We start from the raw sequence: 21745 nt of genomic DNA, 5'->3' as shown, positions 1-21745 counted from the left end.
ATGCGGAGCTGCGGGCCGAGCTGCTCAGCGCCTGGCTCGTCGGCATCGGCATCCTGCGCTCGGTCGTCGCCACCCCGGCGCTGGCCCAGGCCGACGCCGCCGACCTGGCCCCCCACGTGGCGACCGTCGCCACCGGCCTGCTGGGCCGCCCGATGTCAGGCACCTCGCAGGAGGGCCCGCCAGAGCACGGCGAGCCGGAGTGGCCCGCCTCCGGGCCGGGCGAGCCGGGCGCGCACGCCTCCGCATCGGGCGAGCCGGGCGCGCGTGCCTCCGGGCCGGGCTCCTCAGAAGGGTGAGTCGAGCGGCACCTGCCGCACCCCCGGCAGGTAGGGGTCGAGCTCGCCCAGCTCGAACCGCGACATCCCGATGACGTGCCAGAACTGCCCGCCAGGCTCCCCATGCACTTTGTACCGGCCGTCGGGGGAGAGCGCCGCCCACCCCTCGGGCAGCCCGAGCAGCGTCATGCGCCGCTCACCGCCCGCCCAGAGGATCACCATGCCATCGTCACCGGCGCTCGCCAGCAGGTCCGAGACCGGGCTGAAGGCGACCGACCACACCCGCCGGGAGTGCCCGGCCAGCGCGTGCCTCAGCCGCCCGGTCGCGGTGTCCCAGACCCGCACCATCAGGTCGTCGCCCCCGGTGGCCAGGCTGTCGCCCGAGGCGTTGAACGCCACGCTCCACAGCCGCCCCTCGTGCGGCCCCAGCGTGTGCACCAGCCGCGGCTGCCAGGGCTGGCCCGGCCGCAGCTCCCACATCATGGCCTTGCCGTCGTTGCCGGCGCTGGCGAGGTAGCGGCCGGAGGGGGAGAAGGCCACGGAGTAGACGCGGTCGGTGTGCCCTTCGAGGGTCGCCACCCGGCCGCCCGAGGCCGCGTGCCACAGGCGGACGAGCCTGTCGTCGCAGCCCGTGGCCACGTAGTTCCCGTCGGGGCTGAACGCGATCGAGCGCACCCGCCCGTGGTGGTCCATCAGGTTGCCCGCCAGCCGCCCGGTCGGCCGGTACCAGAGCCGGACGCTGTCGTCGTCGTTGGCCGTGGCCAGGATGGCGCCGTCGGGGCTGAACGCCTCCGCCCAGACGTGGTCGGTCTCGGCGGACAGCTCGCGCTCGTAGTCGCCGGTGGCGGCGTTCCAGAAGTGCACGCCGCCGTCGTTGCTGGCGGTCGCGAGCACTGGCCCTGCAGGGGAGAACAGGGCCGAGATCAGCCGGTCGGCCGCGCCGGTGAACTCCCGCAGCCGCCGTCCCGTACGCGGCTCCCAGACGCGGACGATGCCGTCGTTTCCGCTGGTCGCCAGCATCGAGCCGTCGGCGCTGAAGCGGACGGAGGAGATCCGCCGCCCGTGCCCGCGCAGCACCCGCTGGCACTTGCCGGAGCCGGGGTCCCACAGCCGCACGGTGCCGTCGTTGCTGCTGGTGGCGAGCTGCTGGCCGTCGGGGCGGAACGCGAACGGCCAGACCGAGCTGCGGTGCCCGGTCAGCTCGACGCGCTGGCCGCCGCCCAGCCGCTGCAGGCGGACCACGCCGCCCGAGTCGCCGCTGGCCAGGATCTGGCCGTCGGGGCTGAACGTCACCTGGTAGACGGCCGCCGCGTGCGTGGTGTGCACGCCGAGAGCCTCGCCGGCGGCGTCCCACAGGCGTACGCTGCCGGCCGTGTCGCCGCTGGCCAGCAGCGAGCCGTCGGGCGAGAACGCCACGCAGTAGACGCTGCCCGCGTGCCCGTTGAGCGTGTGCAGCAGCCGCCACGTCCCGGTGTCCCACAGCCGCACGGTGCCCGCCTCGTCGCCGGTGGCCAGCAGGCGGCCGTCGGGGCTGTGCACCGCCCGGTAGACGCTGCCGCGGTGGTCGTCGAGCTGCTCGCGCACCTGGCCGGTGGCCAGGTCCCAGACGCGGACCACGCCGGCCGAGTCGCCGGTCACCAGCGCCGAGCGGCCGAACGACGCGGTGTAGATCGGCGCCTGGTGCCCGCTCAGCTCGGCGGACAGGCGGCCGGTGGCCGTCTCCCAGACGCGTACGACGCCGTCGCCGCCCCCCGCGGCCACCAGGTCGCCCGAGGGGCTGAGGCGTACCGGCCAGACGCCGTCCGCGTGCCCGGTCAGCGCGTGCAGGCGCTCGCCGGTGAGGGCGTCCCACAGCCGGACCGTTCCGTCGCTGGCGCCGGTGGCCAGCAGGTCGCCGGCGAAGGTGACGGCGTAGACGCGGCCCCGATGCCCCTGGAGGGTGCGTACGGGCGCGCCGCCGACGCAGAGCAGCACGCCGCCGTCCTCGTTGCCGATCGCGATAGTGGCGCCGTCGGGGCCGTAGGCGATGGGCTCGGGCAGGCGGCTGGTCTTGAAGTGGTAGCCGTACGGGACGCCGATCCCGGCCGGCCCGAACTCCACCTCGACCGGGTGCCCCGGCACGACCGCGGCACCGTGCGGCGGCGGCAGCGTGCCGGTGACGTTGATCAGCGAGGCCCGGTGCCAGCGGGCCCCTTCGGCGGACACGTCGCTCATGTCCACCTCGGCCAGCCGTGCCCCGGAAAGGTCGGCCCCGCTGAGGTCCGCCCCGGTCAGGTCGGCCTTGTCCAGCCGCGCGCCGACGAGCTTGGCCCCGCGCAGGATCGCCCTGGACAGGTTCGTGCCCGCCAGGGTCGTCTCGGACAGGTCCGCGTCGGTGAGATCGACCTCGCGCAGGTCCCTGGCCGACAGGTCCTCGCCCTTGAGATTGGCCCCGCGCAGGTCGGCGTGTGAGGGGGTGCGCAGCCTGGCCGCGATCTTGACCGCGTTCGCCCTGGAGACGTCGTCGCCGGGCGGGTCGGCCACCCATGCGCGCAGGGCGCGGACGTCGGCCAGGTCGCACAGGAACTCCACGCTCAGCGCCGACAGCGGCCTGCGCGACAGCAGGACCGGGTTGGCGAGCGTCGCGGCGATGCGGCGGGCGATGAGCCACTCCATCACCGAGGCGTGGATGAACCCGAACATCCCCTCGTCGGTGCGCACCAGCAGGCTGCCCGAGCCCATCGCGTGCGCCGCGTGCGCGGCCGAGAGCTGCCCGCTGGCCAGGTCGGTCAGGGTCTCGCCGATCTCGGTCAGCTCCTCGACGCCCAGCAGCGACTCCCCGGAGTCCCACAGCCGCAGCGCGAGCGCCGTCACCGCCTGCCACAGCTCATCGGTGCTGAGCGGGGCGGCCGAGCCGGGCATCCTGGCGCGCCGCTCCTCGAAGGCCAGCCAGGAGCTGAGGATCTCCTCGTAGAGCAGGGCCGGGCTGAGCGTGTGGCGCGCGCCGGCCACCGTACGCAGCCGGTCGGTGTCGAGGTCGGCGATGAAGCTGAGCATGCGCGGGTTCTGGGCCAGTGCGAGCAGGTCCTTGATCTCGCCCATCAGCGACATGCGGGCCGTGGCCTCGTCGCCGTCCTCGAACCTGTTGGACAGGTAGGAGCGGATCTGGTCGGGCGTGAAGTCCTCGACGCTGAACACCCGCCGCTGCGGCAGCACCCCGACCATCTCGCCGAGCGAGGTCAGCACCTGGCTGTGCGACTTGAAGTGCTGGGTGCGGCTGGCCACCACGATCTTCGCCTTGTCCTCGGCCGCCGCCAGCAGCGTGGCCAGGTGGTCGGCCGCCCGGTCGTAGGTCAGCCGGGTCACCAGCTCGTCGAACCCGTCGAACAGCAGCACGATCCGGCCCTGCCGCAGCAGGTAGCGGAACGCCTTGAGATCGATGAACTCCTCGCCGTGGTTGGCCAGGTGCGCCGCGACGAGGGCGTCCACCGAGTGGGCCTTGTCCAGGGCGCGCAGCTCGATCAGGATCGGCGTCAGGTGCGGCAGCTCGGCCGGGATGCGCCGGGCCAGCTCGCGCAGCGCGAACGTCTTGCCGTGGCCGAAGTCGCCCAGCACCAGCAGGAACCTGCCGTGGTCGGCGGCCAGCAGGCGCAGCAGCTCGTCGGTGAGCCCCTGCTTGACCAGGTTCGCCGGGCGGTCGAGCTCGCGGTAGCGCTGGGGGACGTACAGGCCGGGCGGGTAGCGGCGGTCGGTGGTCAGCCTGGCGGTCTGCTCGCTGACGTAGCCGGTCAGGTCGAGCAGCCCCTGGAACTCGGTGAAGCTGCGCAGCCGCACCCCCTTGCGCATCAGGTCGTCGCGGACGGCCCGGGGCGCGGGCGGGCCCTGGTAGACCAGCTCCGCGGACAGCCCGGCCGCGTGCGCCTGGCGGACGAACCCGGCGGCGTCCTCCTCGCCCAGCTCGCCCACATGCGCGCCGATCATCGTCTGGCGGACGAACCCGTCCTCCGGGTGGGTGACCACCAGGTGGGCGGGGAACCTGCGGATCCTGGCGCGCTCGTGCCTGGCCTCGCAGACCTCGGCGACGCGGTCGAGCAGCAGCTCCAGCGGGCTGGGCGCGCGCTCCTCCGGCTTGGCGGCGGGCGGCGGGACGTCCGGGGTGTCGCCGGTGAACGTGGCCCGCGCCGCCTTCCTCCGGTACGGGATCCGCTCGGGATCGCCCGCGTCCGGCCGCCAGACGCGCAGCGCGTCAGGGGTGATCTCGACGACCTGGTGCCGCCCGGAGCGCGGCGCGGCGATCCGGCCCTCGGCGTTCCCGACCGAGCCCCCGTGGAAGAGCAGGTCGAGCCGGTGGGCGAGCAGCCGGTCGAACGTCGGGGCGTCCCTCAGCTCGCCCGGCGGATGCCCGATCGCGCCCAGCCGCAGCCACGCGCTCTCCTCGTACGGCCGCAGCCGCTCGGCGAACCACGCCGCCTGCCCCTCGCCGAGCAGCGCGTACGCGTCCCGTTCGAGATGGCTCATCGCCATGGTGGAGTTGAGGCCCGCCACGACCAGCTTCAGGTCGGGCACCTCGAACAGCGTCCACGGCTGCCCCCCGTCGAACACCCGGTCGTCCAGCCCCTGGTACACCTCCCTGAACAGCCCGGCGAAATGCCGCCACTTGGGCCAGTAGGGGGGCTGCGGGCTGACGTCGTCGGCCTCGCAGGTCATGAAATAGGCGGAGGCGGCGGCCTTGGTGACGTCGCGCGGCCCGGGCAGCAGCACGAGGCGGTGCGGCTCCAGCCCGATCAGCAGCCGCAGATCGGTCACGAACCGGGTGGCCTGCCCGAACTGTCCAAGGCTGCCCGACTCCGTCAGGTCGCCGCTGACGATCATGAGGTCGGGGCGTGGCATGCCCCGGTCGTACATGGCGGTCAGATCCGCCCAGATCCGCGCCTGCATGTCCTCGGGCGTGAAGGGATCGCCGGGATCGGGCAGCGCCCGGCCGAACCGGGGGCCGCCGATGTGCAGCACGCTGATCGACTCGCGCGCTCGGTGGGCGCTCTGCGCGGGCGGGAACTTCGGCGCCGCGACCGGCGCGCGGCGGGCGCTCGCCCGCTCGCCGGGCGGAGGCAGGGTCGGCACGGGCGCCGGCCCGCTGGAGCCGTCGGGGAAGGCCGGGGCCGACTCCGGCTTGGCCCGGCCCGCCATCGCCTCCCTGACCCGGCCCAGCAGCAGCGCCCTGGCCTGGCCCGGATCGGTGACGCCCAGCAGGTCCACCCAGGTGATCGTGGACAGCAGGCCCTCCAGCTGGACGTCCTCCAGCCTGATCGTGACGAGCTTGTTGGAGGGGTCGTCCGGATCGGCGCGCATCGCGGCCTGCCACTCCATCCGGCCGTAGCGGGAGGTCAGGTAGTTGCGCGAGAGGACCGCCACGACCAGCTGGGCCTCGCTGACGCCGCGGTCCATGAAGTCGATGAAGTTGGTGCCCGGCACGAAGTCCCAGGCCTGGATCATGGTCTTGTAGCCCGCCGCCTCAAGCTCCCAGGCGATCCAGGTCGCCCACGCCGTGTCGGCCGGGGAGTAGCTGACGAAGATCTCGGTCGGCCTGCCGTCACGTGCCATGTCGCTCAGTATCCCCCGCGGAATCGGTGTTGCGGGAGCCTGTGTGCGATCATCGACGGGTGTGGCGGCGTCTTGGCGTGCTCGACCTGATCAGGATCGGGCTGCTGGTTCTCGGTCTGGTGTTCGTGGCGACCGGGCTGCTGCCATGGGACGCGGCAGTGGCCAGCCTGGACGACATAGGCCCGCTGCTGATCTTCCTGGTGGCGATCATCGTGACGGCCGAGCTGACCAAGGAGGCTCAGGTCTTCGACGCCATCGCGGCGCGGATGGCGGTCTTCGGGCGTGGCAACTACGTCGCCCTGTTCTTTCTTTGTACAGCTTTCGCGTCTTTTATCACGATATTTCTGAATCTGGACACCACCGCGGTCCTCCTCACGCCCGTCATGCTCGCCCTCGCCCCCAAGGCGCGCATCGCCGCCCTCCCCCTGGCGATGACCACGATCTGGCTGGCCAACACCGCGAGCCTGCTGCTGCCGGTCTCCAACCTCACCAACCTCCTCGGGATGGAGAAGATCGGCCTGGACGCCCAGGAGTTCGCCGCGCGCATGTGGGCCCCGCAGGTCGCCTCGATCGCGGTGACGATGGCGTTCCTGTGGGTGTTCTTCTGGCGCCGCGGCGAGCGGCGCGACCTGCGCTACACGCCGCCGGTGCTGGAGCCGGTCGCCGACCGGGTGCTGTTCGGCGCCGCGGCGGCGTCCTGCCTGCTGTTCATCGCCCTGCTGCTGCTCAAGACGCACGTCGCGGTGGCCGCCACGGCCGCCGCCGTGATCGTCGTGGCCGCCTTCCTGCTGCGTGCCCGCGACCGCCTGAGCTGGAGCCTGATCCCGTGGCAGCTGGTCGTCTTCGTGACGGGCCTGTTCCTGGTGGTGCCCACGCTCAGCAGGCACGGCCTGTCCGATCTGATGATCTGGATGATCGGCGCGGACGGCGACCCCTACCGTACGGCCGCCGTCGGGGCCGGGCTGTCCAACGTGATCAACAATTTGCCCGCCTACCAGGCCGTCGAGACCGTCATCCCGGCCTCTGACCAGAATCGCCTGCTGGCGCTGCTGGCCGGCACCAACGTGGGCCCCGTCATCACCCCGTGGGCCTCGCTGGCCACGCTGCTGTGGTTCGAGTCGTGCCGGCGTCACGACGTCGCGGTGCCGATGCGCCGCTTCCTGCTCACCGGCACGGGCCTGGCCGTCGTCGGGCTGGTCGCCACGGTGTGGGCGCTGGTCGAGCTCAGCTGAGCGCCCCGGCCGCCCTCGCCCTGACCGCCGGCCGCCGGCCGTGGGCTCAGGCGGCGGCCAGGGAGCCGTCGTAAGCACTGTCGTAGGCGCCGGCGACCGCGTCCAGAGCCCAGCGCATCCGGGCCACGTACGTCTCGGGGTGGTCGCCCGCCTCCTGCGCCACGTACGCGGCGCACCAGGACGGGTCGCCGCCGCACGAGCACAGCCGCTCGACCACCGCGTCGCGGATCTGGAACGCCGAGAGCCGGTCGGACGGCTGGAGTGCGGTCGTGAACAGCACCTGCGCCAGCTCGGTCGTGGTCATCATGTCGAGCTCCTCTCCCCATGCGTGCCGTTCGCCGGCACCCTCTAAATAGACCTCGATCGGCGACGGAACTCATCGACGAAGGACACACAAAATCTGTGGACTTTTCCTCAGTGGAGGAGGGAGAGGAGCCCGGGCAGCGCGCGGGGATGGGCGGCGACGAAGCTGCGGTCCTCGGGGGAGCCGTCGATGCACGCCTCGAAGGGCCCGCCGTCCAGCGTCCTGATCTCGATCCCGGCCTCCCTGGCGAGCAGCGCGCCCGCGGGCAGGTCGACCGCCTCGGCGCGGTAGCCGACGATGCCGTCGATGTCGCCGCGCGCCAGCATCGCCCACGACAGCAGCGGCGCCCACAGCTGCAGCAGCCGCCGCGCGTTGAGCTCCAGCGTCGCCCGCAGCCCGCGCAGGGTCGCGTCGTCCCTGCGCACGCCGTAGCCCTGGGTCCAGGCCAGCACCGGGCCGTGCGGGCTCGACGAGTAGGAGGGCGCCAGGCGCACCCCCGAGGACGTGACCGCGCCGCGCCCCCGGATGGCCGACCAGGTCTGGGCGGAGACCGGCTCGTGCACGACGCCGAGCACGGGACGCCCGTCGTGGCACAGGGCCACGCCAACCACGTAGGCGGGCAGGCCGATCGCCACGTTGTTGGTGCCGTCGAGCGGGTCGACCAGCCAGGTCCACCGCCCGCCGGCCGCCCCGACCAGCCCCGACTCCTCGGCGATCACCGAGTGGGAGGGGAAGGCCGTCAGGATGCGCTCCAGCAGCAGCTTCTCCGAGGCCAGGTCGAGATCGGTCACCACGTCGCCGGCCACGCCCTTGGCCCTGATGCCGACCGTGCCGCGCATGCCCTCCAGGAGCAGCGCTCCGGCGGCCTCTGCGGCTTCGACGGCGACCGTGCGAGCGTGGTCCAGGTCCATCGGGTACCCCTCAGGTCAGGTGCGCGGTGATCAGTCGTACGGCCAGAGCGGTCTCGCGGACGTCCAGCGGCTGCCTGGACACGTGGTGCGGGCCCGCGCCGAGCGGGCCGAGCGACAGGTCCCTGCTGCCGGTGCGGCCCCGGCCGAGCGCGATCGTGGCCGCCTCGCCGCCCTCGGGGACGACGCTGCTGTGGAAGCGGCCGGCCGGCAGCGTGTAGGTGTCGCCGGGGCCGAACAGCTCCACCAGGCCCGTGGCGTGCCGCACCGTGCGCGGAGTGGGCGCGATGCGGTCGCCGTCGGCGCCGCTGACCACCTCGAACACGCGGTGCGTGGCATCGGAGCGCGCGTCGGTGACCACCGCGTGCACGTTGCGGACCTGGCCGTAGAGCACGTGGCTGACCAGGTCCCAGCTGTGGCAGTGGATCTGTGAGGTGGTGCTCTCGGCGTGCGCGAGCGAGTCGGACCACAGGTGGAGGCATACCCCCTCGCCGCCGTCACGCTCCAGCGGCAGGCAGACGAATCCGAGCGGGTGGCGCACCGCGCTCACGCCGGTGCCCGCGAGCGCCTCCAGGGCCCACTTCCTGGCCTCGCCCTCGCGTACCCGCTCGTAAACCCCTCGATAGCTCATGACCGGCGCCTACGTTCCGTCCCGCAGGCGCGGCTCGCCGTAGGGGTCCATCGCGCGCAACGCCTTGCGGGCGATGTCGACGACGTCGCGGCCGTCGTAGGCCTTGGGCAGGGGCACCCCGATGCGCTCGAACAGGTCCTGGACCTCCTCGATGGTCGGCTCGTCGCTCAGCGGGACCTTCTTGTACATCTCCAGCGGCACCTGCCGCGCCTGCTCGAAGCTGAGCCGCAGCTCGGTGTCGCAGTTTTCGTAGAAGAAGGTGTCGGCCAGCGCGGTCATCGCCATGTTGGGGTCTTCGACCGTCATGATCAGGCGGGTGGCCGACAGGTCCCAGCGGAACGTGGTCATCGTCGAGGACAGGCCCACCCCGATGTCGAGCAGGCCGTAGCGCTGGCGGTGCCAGAAGGCGGCCAGGATCGTCGCGTACGACTCCTTCCTGGCCCGGTCGGTCGTCCACGTCTCGCCGGTGCCGTCGGGGACGTCGGACAGCGAGCGGCGATAGTGGGCGTAGGTCTCGCACACGTCGGCGTTGGACGGGTCGATGACCTCGACCCTGACCGTGAGGTGGCGCTTGACCCTGCGGGCCGCCGCGACGCACTCGGGCAGGGTGACCGCGCGCAGGTAGGTGCCCGTGCCGCCCTTGAAGCTCCACCGGGTCGTGCCGCTGCGGGCCTCGGCGTGGGCCTGGGCGATCTCCTGCTTGCTGGCCAGCACTCTGACGAGCTGGAGGGCGTCGAGCGCCTTGCGGGTGCCGCCGACCAGGGACTCGATCTCCTCCAGGCGGGCCAGGCGGGCGGGCAGCTCGGCCAGCGCCCCCGAGGTGATCGTCTCCTCGACCGGGGCCTGGCGCGCGCGGTCGCGCAGCAGGGCGGTGGCCACCAGCGCCATGATCACCAGCGTGGCGGCGTTGACGAGCTGGGTCTGCACCGCGGTCGGGACGACCTCGTCGGGCAGGACGCCGACGACGCCGATCACGATCGCGAGCACCAGGGCGATGGCCCCGTCGGCATTCTGGGCCGCCCATGGCGCGACCCGCTTCACCGCCGCCATGAACCGTGTCATCGCTCGCCCCGCCGTCCGACGATCAGTCAGTTCCCGAGGTCATGGTAACGACCGCGCCAAGCGACTGCCAGCACACGGAAAGGAGCGATCTAGTAGCGGAAGATGGCGGTAAATATTGCTTCCGGTCCGGTGCCTGGGGATATGTGATGACCCGGAGCGTTCTCCCGCGCGCCCCGCCGGCGGGAGAACGTCCCGGCTAGAACCACCCGCGATGGCGGGCCATCTGCTCCAGGCCCCGCTGCAGCGCCTGGTCGGCGGCGTGCGGCGGGTCGTCGTAGCGGACGGTGAAGCGGTTGTAGGCGTCGTGGCTGGAGGTCAGGAAGCCGCCGCGCTTGTCGGCCTCCAGGATGACGTCCATCTGCCGCGGCCCGGCGATGAACGTCAGCTCCAACTCGTTGAAGTAGCGCCGCCACTGGCCGCCCGCGTAGTACTCGATCTCCTGGAAGAACGGCATGGTCGACCCGTAGAGGGTGCCGCGTTCCAGGTCGGCCTTCTTGAAGCCGAAGCCCAGCCGGTCGAGCGCGCCGATGACGTGCTCCTGGACCGGCAGCGGGCTGACGAACAGCGGGTCCAGGTCGCCCTTGTCGAGCGCGCCCGCGAGCGCCAGCTCCGTCTGCACGCCCAGCCGCATCCCGTGCAGCGGGTGCCCGGCGATCGCGCTGATCGGGGTCTCCCACGGGATGGCGATCTCGAACTGCTGCTGGTGCTGCGCGCCCGCGGCCAGATGGAACGTGCCCGCGACCTGCTGGCGCAGGAAGCTGTAGGTCGTCTTGTACTCGTTGTCGCCTTGCTCGACCTCTACCACCGCGGTCAGGTCGATGTAGATGCCCTCGACCTTGTAGTCGGAGTTGCCGCCACGGAAGTGGACGACGCCGCGCAACAGCTCGCCCGGGCGCACGCCCGTGTTGGTCAACACCGTGTCTACCTCGACGCCCGCGCCGAACGCGGCCATCAGCTTGCGGAACACCATGGGGTTCTCCTATGCGGAAGGTGTGTGGCCGTTGACTGTCCCTGTCATCGGGCCGTTCCCTGTACCCGAGATGCGGGGGAGCAACTGGGCCAGGAGGAGGGTGGAGAGAGCGGAGTCCGACTGCCCCTGCTGGGTTCGTACAATCAGCGGCTGGGGCGCGTTCTCCGCCAGTTTGGCACCCACGTCGAGGCGCCTGCGGGCCAGCTCGTACTGCAGCACGGCCCGGTTGTCCCGGTACGACTCGGCCAGCCGGCGCAGCGCCTTGGCCTCGTTCTCGGCCGAGGTCAGGTCGGCCCTGCCCCGCGCCTCGATCTCCCACGTCACCCGCTGCGCCTCGGTCTCCTGCTCCTCCAGCATGCGCGCGACGTTCTTGCGAGCGGTGTTGTGCGCTGCCTTGACCTCGACGACCCGGGCGTCACGGGTCTTCTTGGAGCGCTCGATCTCCATCAGCAGGGTGTCGATGCGGCGCTTGCGGGTCAGCTCCCACTCGCGCTCGTAGGCCGACAGCTCCTTGGCGACCTTCTCCCTGGTGGCCAGGTGCTGCTGGTACTGGTCGGGGAGCTGCACGTCGGGGATGTTGGCGCCCGTGATGCGCACGCCGTACCGGCCGAGCTGGCGGTTGAGCGCCTCCTGCATGTCGCCGACGTCGGAGCCGCGCAGGTCGTAGGCCCGCTCGGTGTTGACCCGGCGGCTGCGCTGCCTGATCGCGTCCTGCACCGCGCTGGAGAGCACCAGGTCGAAGTTGCCCGCGCCGATCGTGCGGACGAACGCGACGGGGTCCACGATGCGGAACTTCAGGAAGAACTCGATCGACTTCAGCGGCACGTTCTCGGCGGTGGGGCAGGCCACGATCGGCGCCGAGTACGGGATCTCGGTGGAAGTGTCGACGACCGCGTCCACCCGGTCCCACGGCAGCCAGAGGTAGTGGCGTCCGGGCGGGAGCGTGCCGGTGATGGCGCCCCAGCGGCTGCGTACGCCGGTGGTGCCTTCCTCGATCTCGATGATGGCCTTGCGCCACATCGTGATCATGGCCGCGACCAGGAAGAACAGCGCGACCAGTGCGGCGGTGACGGTGAGGTCGGTCAGCGCCGCCATGCCCGCGAAGTAGAGCGCCAGGAACACCAGCGCCATCCACGCGAACCCGCGCCGGTCCTTGGGGATCACGACGGGCACGAGCTGACCCTGCTCGCCGCCGCGAAGGAGCTGACGGATGTCGCTCCAGGAGGCCAGCGACTCCTTGATCTTGGAGAATTCCCTGCTCATCGGTCGCTCACCGGCTCCTCACCCTGTACATGATGCTTCCCGCCCGGGAGCAGGCGTTCGACGGTCCGATCCAGCTCGGGGTCGGGAGCCGGCGGCTCCTGGGGCCCGCCCACGTCGGCGGCGGCCTTCGCGAGCAGTGCGGTGATCTCTTCCGAACGGTCCTGCACCCGCGCCCCGATCTCGTCGAGCCTGGAGCGGATGGCGGCCATGTCCTCCGGCGAGAACAGCACCGCGCCCTTCCCGCCGACGAGCTGCTGCGCCAGCGCGAGGAAGTCGATGTCGGTCTGGTCGCCCACCTGCACCACCTGCGGCAGCCTCGTGGCGACCGACTCCAGCTTGGCCAGCAGGTCCTGCTGGAAGCGGTAGTCGAGGATCTCGGGAGCCTCGGCGGCCGACAGCGCCCTGATGTCCAGCGCCTGCGCCTCCAGCAGCGCGGAGTTGGCGTTGGCCGTGGACTCGGCCTCGACCAGGCGCTGCCTGGCCTGCGCGGTGGCCTGGTGGGTGGCGCGTTCGAGCGCGGTGTCCATGCGGGCCTGGTAGCCGGCGATCTCCGCCTGGATGGCGCTCAGCGTCTCCTGCAGCCCGGCCAGCTCCTTGACCAGGTCACCCTCGTTCTGCTCCTTGCGAAGCTGGAGCTCGTACTCGTAGGTGTAGGCCTCCTTGGCGACCCTGACCATCTCGGGGGCGGCCAGGTCCATGCGGTATTCCTGGCTGGACGGCTCGGCGTGCGTGATGTTCACGTCGGTGAGCCGTACGGCGGGCAGGAACTGCTGGTTGAGGCTGTCCAGCATGCCCACCGTGCTCTCGCCCACCAGGTCGTAGATGTCCTCGGCGCGCTGGGCGTAGATGAGCGAGCGGGTGACCTCGCTGATGGCGTTCTGGAGCTTGGACTGGAAGCCGCTGACCGAGCCGAGCACGAAGATGAACTCCGCCGGGTTCTCGATCCTGAACTGCAGGAACAGGTCCACGCTCGCCTTGACGCCCTGCTGGGTGGGGGCCTCGCTGATCGGCGCGTTGAACGGGTATTCGCGGGTGGTGTTGACGATGTAGCTGACCCGCTTCCACGGGTTGAGCAGCGTCACCCGGCCCGGGTCCGCGATCTGCACCAGCTTGCCGAACTTGGTGATCAGCGCCTTGCAGCCCTCGGGCACCATCACCACGCTGCGCCGCCACCACAGGAACGCGGCCGCCAGGACCAGCACGACCCAGTAGTGGGGGCCGAAGAACAGCTCCGTGTTGGGAATGACGCCGCCGAGCGCGCCGATGAGGCCGAGCACCACGAGGATGCCCAGTGGCACCACCACCTTCGCCGTGCTCCCCTTGGGGATCACCACCGGCGAGATGACGTGCATGCCGTTCTCGGCGAAGCTGCGGTTGATGATCTCCCCGGCCTCGTTTAGCGACGCGGTCCTGGCCTCGATCAGGGTGCCCACGGACACGCCGCCGTCGCGGGCCGCGGCGAAGTCGTGCGGGTTCAGCGCGAAGCCGCCGGGGCCCTGGCCCACCAGTTGGCCCGCCTGGTCGGCGACCTGCCCCATGGCCTGTCCCATCGCCTGCCGTACGTCACCCCCTTGCGCCACCGCTTGGGCTATGCCCTGACCTGCCTGGATCAGTGCCTCTCTGGGTCGTGACATGGAACCTTCCTTTTCCGCTACAGGCGATTCCGACCGTATCGGGTGAGACTTACTATTCGCTTGCAATGTGGTGTCACATATCTATTGCCTCCTGTAGCAGGTGTGCTATTGATGTAGTAGACCTACTACTTGGAGGGTCGATGGAAGTGGCAAGCAAGCCCGCAGGCGGCGTCGACCTGGGGGAGACGGCCGCCGCCATCGAGGTCGAGGGCCTGCGGATGGCGTACGGGCAGAAGGACGTGTTGCGTGGCGTCGGCTTCACCGTCGCCCCCGGTGAGGTGATCGCCCTGCTCGGTCCGAACGGCGCGGGCAAGACCACGACGATCGAGATCCTGGAGGGCTTCCGGGTGCCCTCCTCGGGGACCGTACGGGTGCTGGGGACCGTGCCCTCGCGCGGCGACGAGCGCTGGCGGGCCAGGCTCGGCGTGGTGCTGCAGTCCTGGCGCGACCACGGCCGCTGGCGGGTGCGGCAGCTGCTGCACCACCTGGGCCGCTACTACGAGCCGTACGCGGACCCGGGCCGGGCGCCGTTCGACGCCGACGAGCTGATCGCGGCGGTCGGGCTGACCGAGCACGCCGAGGCCCGGATCAACCGCCTGTCCGGCGGGCAGCGCCGCCGCCTCGACGTCGCCATCGGCATCGTGGGCCGGCCCGTGGTGCTCTTCCTGGACGAGCCGACCGCCGGGTTCGACCCGCAGGCCCGGCGGGACTTCCACGACCTCGTGCACCGGCTGTCCGACCTGGACGACACCACCATCCTGCTCACCACGCACGACCTGGACGAGGCGGAGAAGCTGGCCGACCGGATCCTCATCCTGGCCGGCGGCCGGATCGTCGCCGACGGCAGCGCCGACCGGCTGTCCCGCGAGGTCTCCCGTGACGCGCAGGTGCGCTGGAGCAGGGGCGGCGAGCAGTTCGTGCACGCCACCCAGGACGCCACGGGCTTCGTCCGCGAGCTGTTCGCGCAGCACGGCACGCAGATCGCCGACCTGGAGGTGCGCAGGGCGACCCTGGAGGACACCTACATGGAGATCGTCAGGAGGCACGAGGCATGAAGCCCGAGCCGCACCCCCGTCATGAGGCACGAGGCGTGAAGCCCGAGCCGCACCCCCGTCATGAGGCACGAGGCGTGAAGCCAGAGCCGCACGCCGCCAGGAGGTCCGAGCCATGAACCCCGCGTTGCACGCCGCCCGGCTCGGCCTGGCCAGAGGGTGGATCGAGTTCAAGCACAGCCTGCTCAACCCGCAGGACCTCGGCTTCACCATCTTCTCCAGCGTGGCCCTCGTGGTGGTGCTGTACTTCCAGCGCGACGCGACCGTCCCCGGCACCACGATCTCGCTGGCCAGCGTCACGCTGCCCAGCATGCTCGGCATGCTGGCCGCCTTCAACGGGCTGATCGGCGCGGTCGGCCTGATCTCGGTCGAGCGGGAGGACGGCACCCTGCTGCGGGCCAAGGCGCTCCCGCAGGGCATGATCGGCTATCTCGTCGGCCGCATCGTGCTGCTGGCCGCCCAGGCGGCGGGCAGCCTGGTCATCGTGCTCGTGCCCGGGTTGTTCCTGGTGCCCGAGCTGACCAGGGGCGGGCCCGGCGGGTGGGTCATCATGATCGGCATCCTGGCGCTCGCGCTGCTGGCGACGCTGCCGCTCGGCGCGGTCATCGGCTCGCTGGCCAACAGCCCCACGACGGCGGCCGGGTTCTCGATGCTCACCATCGGCGGGCTCATCGCGATCTCGGGCATCTTCTACCCGTTCTCCGCCCTCGCCGGCTGGCTGCAGGTGGTCGGGCAGGTTTTCCCGTTGTACTGGCTGGGGCTCGGCATGCGCTCGGCGTTCCTGCCCGACTCGGCTGCCGCCCTGGAGATCGGCGGCTCGTGGCGGCCGGTGGAGACCGTGCTGGTGCTGCTGGCCTGGACGGCGGCGGGCCTGCTCCTGGCGCCGCCGATCCTGCGCAGGATGGCCAGGCGCGAGGCCGGCTCGCTGATGCAGGAACGCAGGGACCGGGCCATGCAGCGGATCAGCTGAGAAGATACGCGGTGATGAGCGAGACCGTCTACAACCGCATCGCGCTCCTGCGCGCAGAGCGGAACGTGACCCGCCGGCAACTCTCCGACGCCCTGGGGGTGCATTATCAGACCATCGGCTATCTGGAACGCGGCGAATACAGCCCCAGCCTCTACCTGGCGCTGCGGATCGCCGACTATTTCGAGGTGCCGGTCGAGGTCGTGTTCTCCACCAGCCCGTTCCCCCGGATAGGGGAGCGCACGGCCTGACGGTTTCTGTCGGTCGGGCCGCCTACAGTGGCACCATGCGACCGGTCACAGATTTGCAGCGGAAGGTGGCGCCCTTCGAGGTCGTCACCGAGATGACTCCTTCCGGCGACCAGCCGACGGCCATCGCCGAGCTGGAGCGCCGCGTCAAGGCCGGAGAAAAGGACAACGTCCTGCTGGGCGCCACCGGCACCGGCAAGACGGCCACGATCGCGTGGCTCATCGAGCGGCTGCAGCGGCCGACGCTGGTCATGCAGCCCAACAAGACGCTCGCGGCCCAGTTCGCCAACGAGCTGCGGGAGATGCTGCCCAACAACGCGGTCGAATATTTCGTCTCTTATTACGATTACTACCAGCCTGAGGCGTACGTCCCGCAGAGCGACACGTACATCGAGAAGGACTCCTCGATCAACGACGAGGTCGAGCGGCTGCGCCACTCGGCCACCAACTCGCTGCTCACCCGCCGTGACACCATCGTGGTCGCCTCGGTGTCCTGCATCTACGGCCTGGGCACGCCGCAGGAATACGTCGACCGCATGGCGAGGCTGCGCGTCGGCATGGACGTCGACCGCGACCAGCTCCTGCGCCGCCTGGTCGACATGCAGTACACCCGCAACGACCTGGCCTTCACCCGGGGCACGTTCCGGGTGCGCGGCGACACGATCGAGATCATCCCGAAGTACGAAGAGCTGGCCGTGCGCATCGAGATGTTCGGCGACGAGATCGAGAAGCTCGCGACCATGCACCCGCTGACCGGCGAGGTCATCACCGAGGACGACGAGCTCTACATCTTCCCCGCCTCCCACTACGTCGCGGGCGAGCAGCGCATGGCCGCCGCCGTGGCCGGGATCGAGGCGGAGCTGGCCGAGCGGCTGTCGGAGCTGGAGCGGCAGGGCAAGCTGCTGGAGGCGCAGCGGCTGCGGATGCGCACCACGTACGACATCGAGATGATGCGGCAGATCGGCACCTGCTCGGGCATCGAAAACTACTCGCGCCACATGGACGGGCGCGAGGCGGGCAGCGCGCCCAACACGCTGCTCGACTACTTCCCCGAGGACTTCCTGCTGGTGCTCGACGAGTCCCACCAGACCGTGCCGCAGATCGGCGCCATGTACGAAGGCGACGCCTCCCGCAAGCGCACGCTGGTCGACCACGGCTTCCGGCTGCCGTCGGCGCTCGACAACCGGCCGCTGAAGTGGGAGGAGTTCCTGGAGCGCATCGGCCAGACCGTCTACCTCTCGGCCACGCCCGGCCCCTACGAGCTGGGGCGAGCCAAGGGCGAGGTCGTCGAGCAGGTCATCCGCCCGACCGGCCTGGTCGACCCCGAGATCGTCGTCAAGCCCACCAAGGGGCAGATCGACGACCTGGTCCACGAGATCCGCGAGCGCGCCGAGCGCGACGAGCGCGTCCTGGTCACCACGCTGACCAAGAAGATGTCGGAAGACCTCACCGACTACCTCCTGGAGCTCGGCATCCGCGTGCGCTACCTGCACAGCGAGGTCGACACCCTGCGCCGGATCGAGCTGCTGCGCGAGCTGCGCATCGGCGAGTTCGACGTGCTCGTCGGCATCAACCTGCTGCGCGAGGGCCTCGACCTGCCCGAGGTGTCGCTGGTGGCGATTCTCGACGCCGACAAGGAAGGCTTCCTGCGCTCGGAGACCTCGCTGATCCAGACCATCGGGCGCGCCGCCCGTAACGTCTCGGGCGAGGTCCACATGTACGCCGACAAGATCACCCCGTCGATGGAGCGGGCGATCGACGAGACCAACCGGCGGCGGGCCAAGCAGATCGCCTACAACGAGGCCAACGGCATCGACCCCCAGCCGCTGCGCAAGAAGATCGCCGACATCCTCGACTCGCTCCAGCGCGAGGACGCCGACACCGACCGGCTCCTGGGCGGCGGGCGGCAGCAGTCGCGCGGCAAGGCGCCGGTGCCCGGGTTCGCGGCGCGGCAGGCCGGCCAGCACGCCAAGGCCATCGCGGGCGAGATGCCCAGGGCGCAGATGGAGTCGTTGATCGAGTCGCTCACGGAGCAGATGCACCAGTCGGCGGCCGATCTGCAGTTCGAGGTGGCGGCGCGGCTGCGCGACGAGATCAAGGAGCTCAAGCGGGAGCTGCGCGACATGCGCGAAGCCGGGGTCGAATAGCCCTCTGACCTGCGGGAATGGTTTCCGCCCCAGGCGGGAAACGTTCCTGGTATGAAAAAGACGATCATTGGCGCCATAGCGGGCATGACGGTGCTCGCCGCAGGCTGCGGCACCGTCATCAGACAGGTCGAACGGCTCGCCGTCGAGGGCTCGCCGACCCCGGCGAGCCCGACCGCCTCACCGCCCGCCACGCCCACCGGCTCCCCGGGCGCCCCGGCGGAGGCGGGCGACCTGCGCGCCGCCGCGCAGGCCGCGCTGGGGGCGGTGCCCAACTCCACGCTCATCTCGATCGAGACCGAGGAGAACGGCAGGCTCTGGGAGGTGCAGGTCGTCGGCCAGGACGGGACCGAGCACCAGATGGACGTGGCGGCCGGCAAGGTCGTCAACGGCCCGACGGCCGAGGACGAGGACGCGGCGGACAAGGCCGAGCACCGGGCCCGGGTCAGCGCGGCCAAGCTCGACTACGCGCAGGCCGCCGACAAGATCATGGCCACCGTCCCGGAGGGACGCATCACGGAGCTGAACCTGGACGGGGAGCAGGGCCGTACCGTCTGGGAGTCGGACGTGATCACGCCGGACGGGACCAAGCACGAGGTGACGGTGGACGCGGTCACCGGAACGGTCACCAGCAGCAGCTCCACGAGCTGACCGGGGTTTTCCGCGCCGCACGGGGGGACGCGCGCGGGCCGATGCGGCGAGCCGACCCCGGTGGCGGCGGCGAGCCGACCCCGGGAACAGGCCGCTCTTGATCGGGGGCCGGGTCGCTCAGGGCTCCGCGAACTGGTCGCTGAGCACTTTGCGGAGCAGCTCGCCGAACTCGGTGGGGTGCGTGCTGAGGCCGGTGTGCCCGCCGGGGAAGTGAACGAGCTCCGTGCCGAACCGTTCGGCCAGGAAGGCGGCGGGGCGGTAGGGCAGCTCGCCGCGCGAGTCCGTGCCACCTGCGAGCACGAGCCGATCCGAGAGAGCCTTCAGCCGATCCTGGTCTGGAACGTAGGCCATGAAGCTCGGCACGATACGCCCGAGGAAGTAGGGCATGTCCGCCATCGTCCGCTCAACTCTGGCGGCCGCCTGCGGTGACAGCTCAGCTTGCACGGGCACTTGAGTTGGCTGCTCAGCCGAGACGGGCACTTGAGCTGGCTGCTCAGCCGAGACGGGCACTTGAGCTGGCTGCTCGGCTTGGGCGGGCGCCTGCGGTGGTTGCTCGGCTTGTGTCGGCACCTGGGACGGTGGGTCGGCTTGGGCGGGGGCCTGGGACGGTTGCTCGGCTTGGACGGCCGTTTGCGGTGGTTGCTCGGTTTGGGCGGGCGCTTGGGGCCGTAGTTCGGTGGACGCCGGGGGCTCCGCGGGAGCGGCGTCTGGCCGCCTGAGGCCGGCCGCGAACTCGGCCGCTGCGGGCATCAGCCCGTCCCGGCGGAACGTGTCCTGGACGCGGGCGAGCAGCGCGCGGTGCACGGCGGCGTCCGGCAGCACCTCCACCACCGGCGGCTCGTGCGCCACGACGCGTTCGATCCGCTCAGGATGGGTGGCGAGCAGGTGCAGCGCGACGATCGCCCCCGAACTGCACCCGGCCACGCGGGCGGGCGCGTCCGGGGACAGCAGCTCCAGCAGCCGGAACGCGTCGTCTGCGTGCTGCTCGACCCGCTGCCGGGCCTCCGGGTCGTCCAGCGGGCTGCGGGACAGGCCGCGCGGGTCGTAGGTCGCGACCGTGTAGTCGGCGGCCAGGCCGTCGGCGACGCCGTCGAAGGACGCCGCGCCGCCCGTGCCGCCGGGGATCAGCAGGAGGAGCGGGCCCCTGCCGCGCACCTCGTAGTGCAGGGTGGCGCCGTCCACGCGCAGGTGGCTGATGGTCGGGTCGGTCATGTCGGATCACTTTCCTGAGGAGCGGGCCAGCGTTCCAGGAGGGTGTGCAGGGCGTCGAGGCAGCGGACCCAGGAGGCTTCCGGCGTACGCGCGTGCGCGAACCCTCCTGCGGCCTCAAGGCTGATGAAGCCGTGCAGCGTGCTGCGGATGAGCCGGACCGCGTCGGTCAGGTCGGGCTCGTCGAGCGCGTAGGCGCGCAGCATGCCGTAGGTCAGGTCCACCGCGCGCTGCGGCCCGGTGGCCCGGGCCAGGAGCTCGGGATCGATCTGGATCGGGATCTGCGTGGCGGTGTAGCGGCCCGGGTGGTCGTGGGCGTAGGTGCGGTAGGCGTTCGCGAACGCCACCAGTGCGTCCTTTCCGGCTCGCCCGGCGGTGGCCTCGGCGATGCGGATGGTCTTCTCGTCCGCCGCCAGCAGCGCGATCCGGCCGCGCAGGTCCTCCAGGCCGCGTACGTGCACGTACAGGCTCGCGTCCTTGACCCCGAGCCGTCGCGCCACCGCCGACATGGTCACGTGGTCGAGCCCGACCTGGTCCGCCAGCTCGGCACCCGCGAGCGTCACCCGATCCGCCGTCAAACCGGCCCGCGCCATGTGCGCACCAGCTTTCTCCTAGAGCTATTCGACTTTATCTAACGAGACAAGGTTATACCTAGGACCCCTAGGATTGCACAATAGGTCGAAGGGTGCGGGTCCGAGCGGATCGCCCTGATCGCTGCCAAGGCATTCGTTCGCTAGATCACCGGCCGCGCAAGCGGGGGAGGGGGCGGACCCGGCGGTTCACTGGAAACGCGCCGACGACCGGGCCGCTCGACCACATCGGCACCCGAGTGGTGGTGCCGATCGACCGCCTGGGCGCCGGCCGGAGGGTCGATCAGCGGCCTGGCAACTGAGTGGCAAGCGGATCAAGCGCGCGGGTGCGGACCGACGGGGCGGTCAGCGGGCCGGTCAGCGGCACGGCCGTCGAGTGGTGGATCGATCGACCGTGTGGGCGGGGACTGGTGGGCCGATCAGCCGCATCGGTCCTGGGTGGCGGGCCGATCAGCCGCATCGGCCGCCGGGTGGTGGGCCACTCCACCGTATGGGGGCCGAGCGGTGGCCGTCGGGTGGGCAGCCAGAGCGGTGGGCCGATCAGTCACCCTGGGCGGTAAGCCGATCGGCGGCTTGGCCAGCGAGTGGCAAGCGGATCGACGGCGCGGGTGCGGACTGGTGGGCCGATCAGCCGCGCCGGTCGCCGGGTGGTGGGCCAATCGACCGTATGGGCGTCGAGCGGCGGGTCGGTCGGCCGGGCGGGTGCAGAGCGCTAGGCCGATCGGCGGCATGGCCACTGAGCGGCGAGCCGGTCGCCCACGTTGGTGGCCTGGCGGGCCGATCGGCTGCATCGGTGCGCAAGCGGCGGCCGGTCGACCCGATGGGTGCCTGAGCGGTGGGCGGATCGGCCGGGTGGGCGTCAGTTGGAGGGCCAGTCAGCCGGATGGGCGTCGGCTGGAGGGCCGGTCGGGCGCCTGGGCGTCGATCGGCGGGCTGATCGGTCCCACAGAACATCGAGTGGTGGGCTGATCGGTCCCAAGGGGCGTCGGCTGGAGGGCCGGTCTGGTCTCATGCCTGGGGTGGGT

General features: G+C 71.2%; 17 protein-coding genes. 7 read left to right on the top strand and 10 right to left on the bottom strand.

Going from position 1 to position 21745, the window contains the following annotated elements:
- On the top strand, positions 1-296 hold a 296-nt coding region (locus ETD85_RS63710), incomplete at its 5' end, for a TetR/AcrR family transcriptional regulator (protein ID WP_476739304.1).
- On the opposite strand, the gene ETD85_RS44395 is transcribed toward ETD85_RS63710, so the two are convergent.
- On the bottom strand, positions 285-5855 hold the full coding sequence (locus tag ETD85_RS44395) for a WD40 domain-containing protein (protein WP_138695865.1): 5571 nt from the start codon (positions 5853-5855) through the stop codon (positions 285-287). The two genes, ETD85_RS63710 and ETD85_RS44395, sit on opposite strands and share 12 nt — an antisense overlap.
- 59 nt (positions 5856-5914) lie before the next feature.
- Here ETD85_RS44395 and ETD85_RS44390 point away from each other — a divergent pair, with 59 nt between their 5' ends.
- Complete coding sequence (locus tag ETD85_RS44390) at positions 5915-7087, top strand: ArsB/NhaD family transporter (RefSeq protein ID WP_138695864.1); 1173 nt, start codon at positions 5915-5917, stop codon at positions 7085-7087.
- A gap of 46 nt (positions 7088-7133) precedes the next feature.
- Here the strand turns inward: ETD85_RS44390 and ETD85_RS44385 are convergent, their stop codons facing one another.
- From ETD85_RS44385 to ETD85_RS44355, 7 genes are all read right to left on the bottom strand, one after another.
- On the bottom strand, positions 7134-7394 hold the full coding sequence (locus tag ETD85_RS44385; protein ID WP_138695863.1) for a hypothetical protein: 261 nt from the start codon (positions 7392-7394) through the stop codon (positions 7134-7136).
- A gap of 107 nt (positions 7395-7501) precedes the next feature.
- Positions 7502-8302 (bottom strand): inositol monophosphatase family protein, encoded by an 801-nt coding sequence (locus tag ETD85_RS44380; protein ID WP_138695862.1) that lies wholly within the window; start codon positions 8300-8302, stop codon positions 7502-7504.
- A 10-nt stretch (positions 8303-8312) separates the two neighbouring features.
- Positions 8313-8930 carry a hypothetical protein gene (locus ETD85_RS44375; protein ID WP_138695861.1) on the bottom strand — a complete coding sequence of 206 codons (618 nt, stop codon included), beginning with the start codon at positions 8928-8930 and terminating at the stop codon, positions 8313-8315.
- A 9-nt stretch (positions 8931-8939) separates the two neighbouring features.
- Positions 8940-9992 (bottom strand): hypothetical protein, encoded by a 1053-nt coding sequence (locus tag ETD85_RS44370; protein ID WP_240779831.1) that lies wholly within the window; start codon positions 9990-9992, stop codon positions 8940-8942.
- Positions 9993-10188: 196 nt separating this feature from the next.
- Positions 10189-10962 (bottom strand): sporulation protein, encoded by a 774-nt coding sequence (locus tag ETD85_RS44365; protein ID WP_138695860.1) that lies wholly within the window; start codon positions 10960-10962, stop codon positions 10189-10191.
- A 9-nt stretch (positions 10963-10971) separates the two neighbouring features.
- Complete coding sequence (locus ETD85_RS44360; protein WP_138695859.1) at positions 10972-12225, bottom strand: SPFH domain-containing protein; 1254 nt, start codon at positions 12223-12225, stop codon at positions 10972-10974.
- Positions 12222-13859 carry an SPFH domain-containing protein gene (locus ETD85_RS44355; protein WP_138695858.1) on the bottom strand — a complete coding sequence of 546 codons (1638 nt, stop codon included), beginning with the start codon at positions 13857-13859 and terminating at the stop codon, positions 12222-12224. The genes ETD85_RS44360 and ETD85_RS44355 overlap by 4 nt, the downstream gene beginning before the upstream one ends.
- Positions 13860-13999: 140 nt before the next feature.
- On the opposite strand from ETD85_RS44355, the gene ETD85_RS44350 reads away from it, so the two are divergent.
- The 5 genes from ETD85_RS44350 (at position 14000) to ETD85_RS44330 (ending at position 18921) form a co-directional block, all read left to right on the top strand.
- Complete coding sequence (locus tag ETD85_RS44350) at positions 14000-14914, top strand: ABC transporter ATP-binding protein (protein ID WP_138695857.1); 915 nt, start codon at positions 14000-14002, stop codon at positions 14912-14914.
- A 112-nt stretch (positions 14915-15026) separates the two neighbouring features.
- A complete protein-coding gene (locus ETD85_RS44345) occupies positions 15027-15881 on the top strand; it encodes an ABC transporter permease (protein ID WP_138695856.1) in 855 nt (284 codons plus the stop codon).
- A 14-nt stretch (positions 15882-15895) separates the two neighbouring features.
- The gene (locus ETD85_RS44340; RefSeq protein WP_138695866.1) at positions 15896-16129 is read left to right on the top strand and encodes a helix-turn-helix transcriptional regulator; all 234 of its coding nucleotides are present in this window, start codon (positions 15896-15898) and stop codon (positions 16127-16129) included.
- Positions 16130-16164: 35 nt separating this feature from the next.
- Positions 16165-18273: an excinuclease ABC subunit UvrB gene (uvrB, locus tag ETD85_RS44335; RefSeq protein ID WP_138695855.1), complete on the top strand. Its 2109-nt coding sequence runs from the start codon at positions 16165-16167 to the stop codon at positions 18271-18273.
- A 51-nt stretch (positions 18274-18324) separates the two neighbouring features.
- Entirely contained in the window at positions 18325-18921 is a 597-nt protein-coding gene (locus tag ETD85_RS44330) for a PepSY domain-containing protein (protein WP_138695854.1), read from the top strand.
- 117 nt (positions 18922-19038) lie between these two features.
- Here ETD85_RS44330 and ETD85_RS66245 read toward each other — a convergent pair whose 3' ends face one another.
- On the bottom strand, positions 19039-20133 hold the full coding sequence (locus ETD85_RS66245; RefSeq protein ID WP_138695853.1) for an alpha/beta fold hydrolase: 1095 nt from the start codon (positions 20131-20133) through the stop codon (positions 19039-19041).
- On the bottom strand, positions 20130-20723 hold the full coding sequence (locus ETD85_RS44320; protein ID WP_138695852.1) for a TetR/AcrR family transcriptional regulator: 594 nt from the start codon (positions 20721-20723) through the stop codon (positions 20130-20132). Before ETD85_RS44320 ends, ETD85_RS66245 begins: the two co-directional genes overlap by 4 nt.
- Positions 20724-21745: the final 1022 nt, after the last annotated feature.

This window comes from Nonomuraea zeae, from assembly GCF_005889725.1.
GTDB classification, from domain to species: domain Bacteria; phylum Actinomycetota; class Actinomycetes; order Streptosporangiales; family Streptosporangiaceae; genus Nonomuraea; species Nonomuraea zeae.
The sequence above is the reverse complement of the archived record's forward strand: the minus strand, read 5'-3'. Positions and strand labels throughout refer to the sequence as shown.

Excerpts from the sequence above, each read along its gene's own strand:
- ETD85_RS44395 (WP_138695865.1), bottom strand. The coding sequence starts at position 5,855 with ATGGCACGTGACGGCAGGCCGACCGAGATCTTCGTCAGCTACTCCCCG.
- ETD85_RS44385 (WP_138695863.1), bottom strand. The coding sequence starts at position 7,394 with ATGATGACCACGACCGAGCTGGCGCAGGTGCTGTTCACGACCGCACTC.
- ETD85_RS44380 (WP_138695862.1), bottom strand. The coding sequence starts at position 8,302 with ATGGACCTGGACCACGCTCGCACGGTCGCCGTCGAAGCCGCAGAGGCC.
- ETD85_RS44375 (WP_138695861.1), bottom strand. The coding sequence starts at position 8,930 with ATGAGCTATCGAGGGGTTTACGAGCGGGTACGCGAGGGCGAGGCCAGG.
- ETD85_RS44370 (WP_240779831.1), bottom strand. The coding sequence starts at position 9,992 with ATGACACGGTTCATGGCGGCGGTGAAGCGGGTCGCGCCATGGGCGGCC.
- ETD85_RS44365 (WP_138695860.1), bottom strand. The coding sequence starts at position 10,962 with ATGGTGTTCCGCAAGCTGATGGCCGCGTTCGGCGCGGGCGTCGAGGTA.
- ETD85_RS44360 (WP_138695859.1), bottom strand. The coding sequence starts at position 12,225 with ATGAGCAGGGAATTCTCCAAGATCAAGGAGTCGCTGGCCTCCTGGAGC.
- ETD85_RS44355 (WP_138695858.1), bottom strand. The coding sequence starts at position 13,859 with ATGTCACGACCCAGAGAGGCACTGATCCAGGCAGGTCAGGGCATAGCC.
- ETD85_RS44350 (WP_138695857.1), top strand. The coding sequence starts at position 14,000 with ATGGAAGTGGCAAGCAAGCCCGCAGGCGGCGTCGACCTGGGGGAGACG.
- ETD85_RS44345 (WP_138695856.1), top strand. The coding sequence starts at position 15,027 with ATGAACCCCGCGTTGCACGCCGCCCGGCTCGGCCTGGCCAGAGGGTGG.
- ETD85_RS44340 (WP_138695866.1), top strand. The coding sequence starts at position 15,896 with ATGAGCGAGACCGTCTACAACCGCATCGCGCTCCTGCGCGCAGAGCGG.
- uvrB (WP_138695855.1), top strand. The coding sequence starts at position 16,165 with ATGCGACCGGTCACAGATTTGCAGCGGAAGGTGGCGCCCTTCGAGGTC.
- ETD85_RS44330 (WP_138695854.1), top strand. The coding sequence starts at position 18,325 with ATGAAAAAGACGATCATTGGCGCCATAGCGGGCATGACGGTGCTCGCC.
- ETD85_RS66245 (WP_138695853.1), bottom strand. The coding sequence starts at position 20,133 with ATGACCGACCCGACCATCAGCCACCTGCGCGTGGACGGCGCCACCCTG.
- ETD85_RS44320 (WP_138695852.1), bottom strand. The coding sequence starts at position 20,723 with ATGGCGCGGGCCGGTTTGACGGCGGATCGGGTGACGCTCGCGGGTGCC.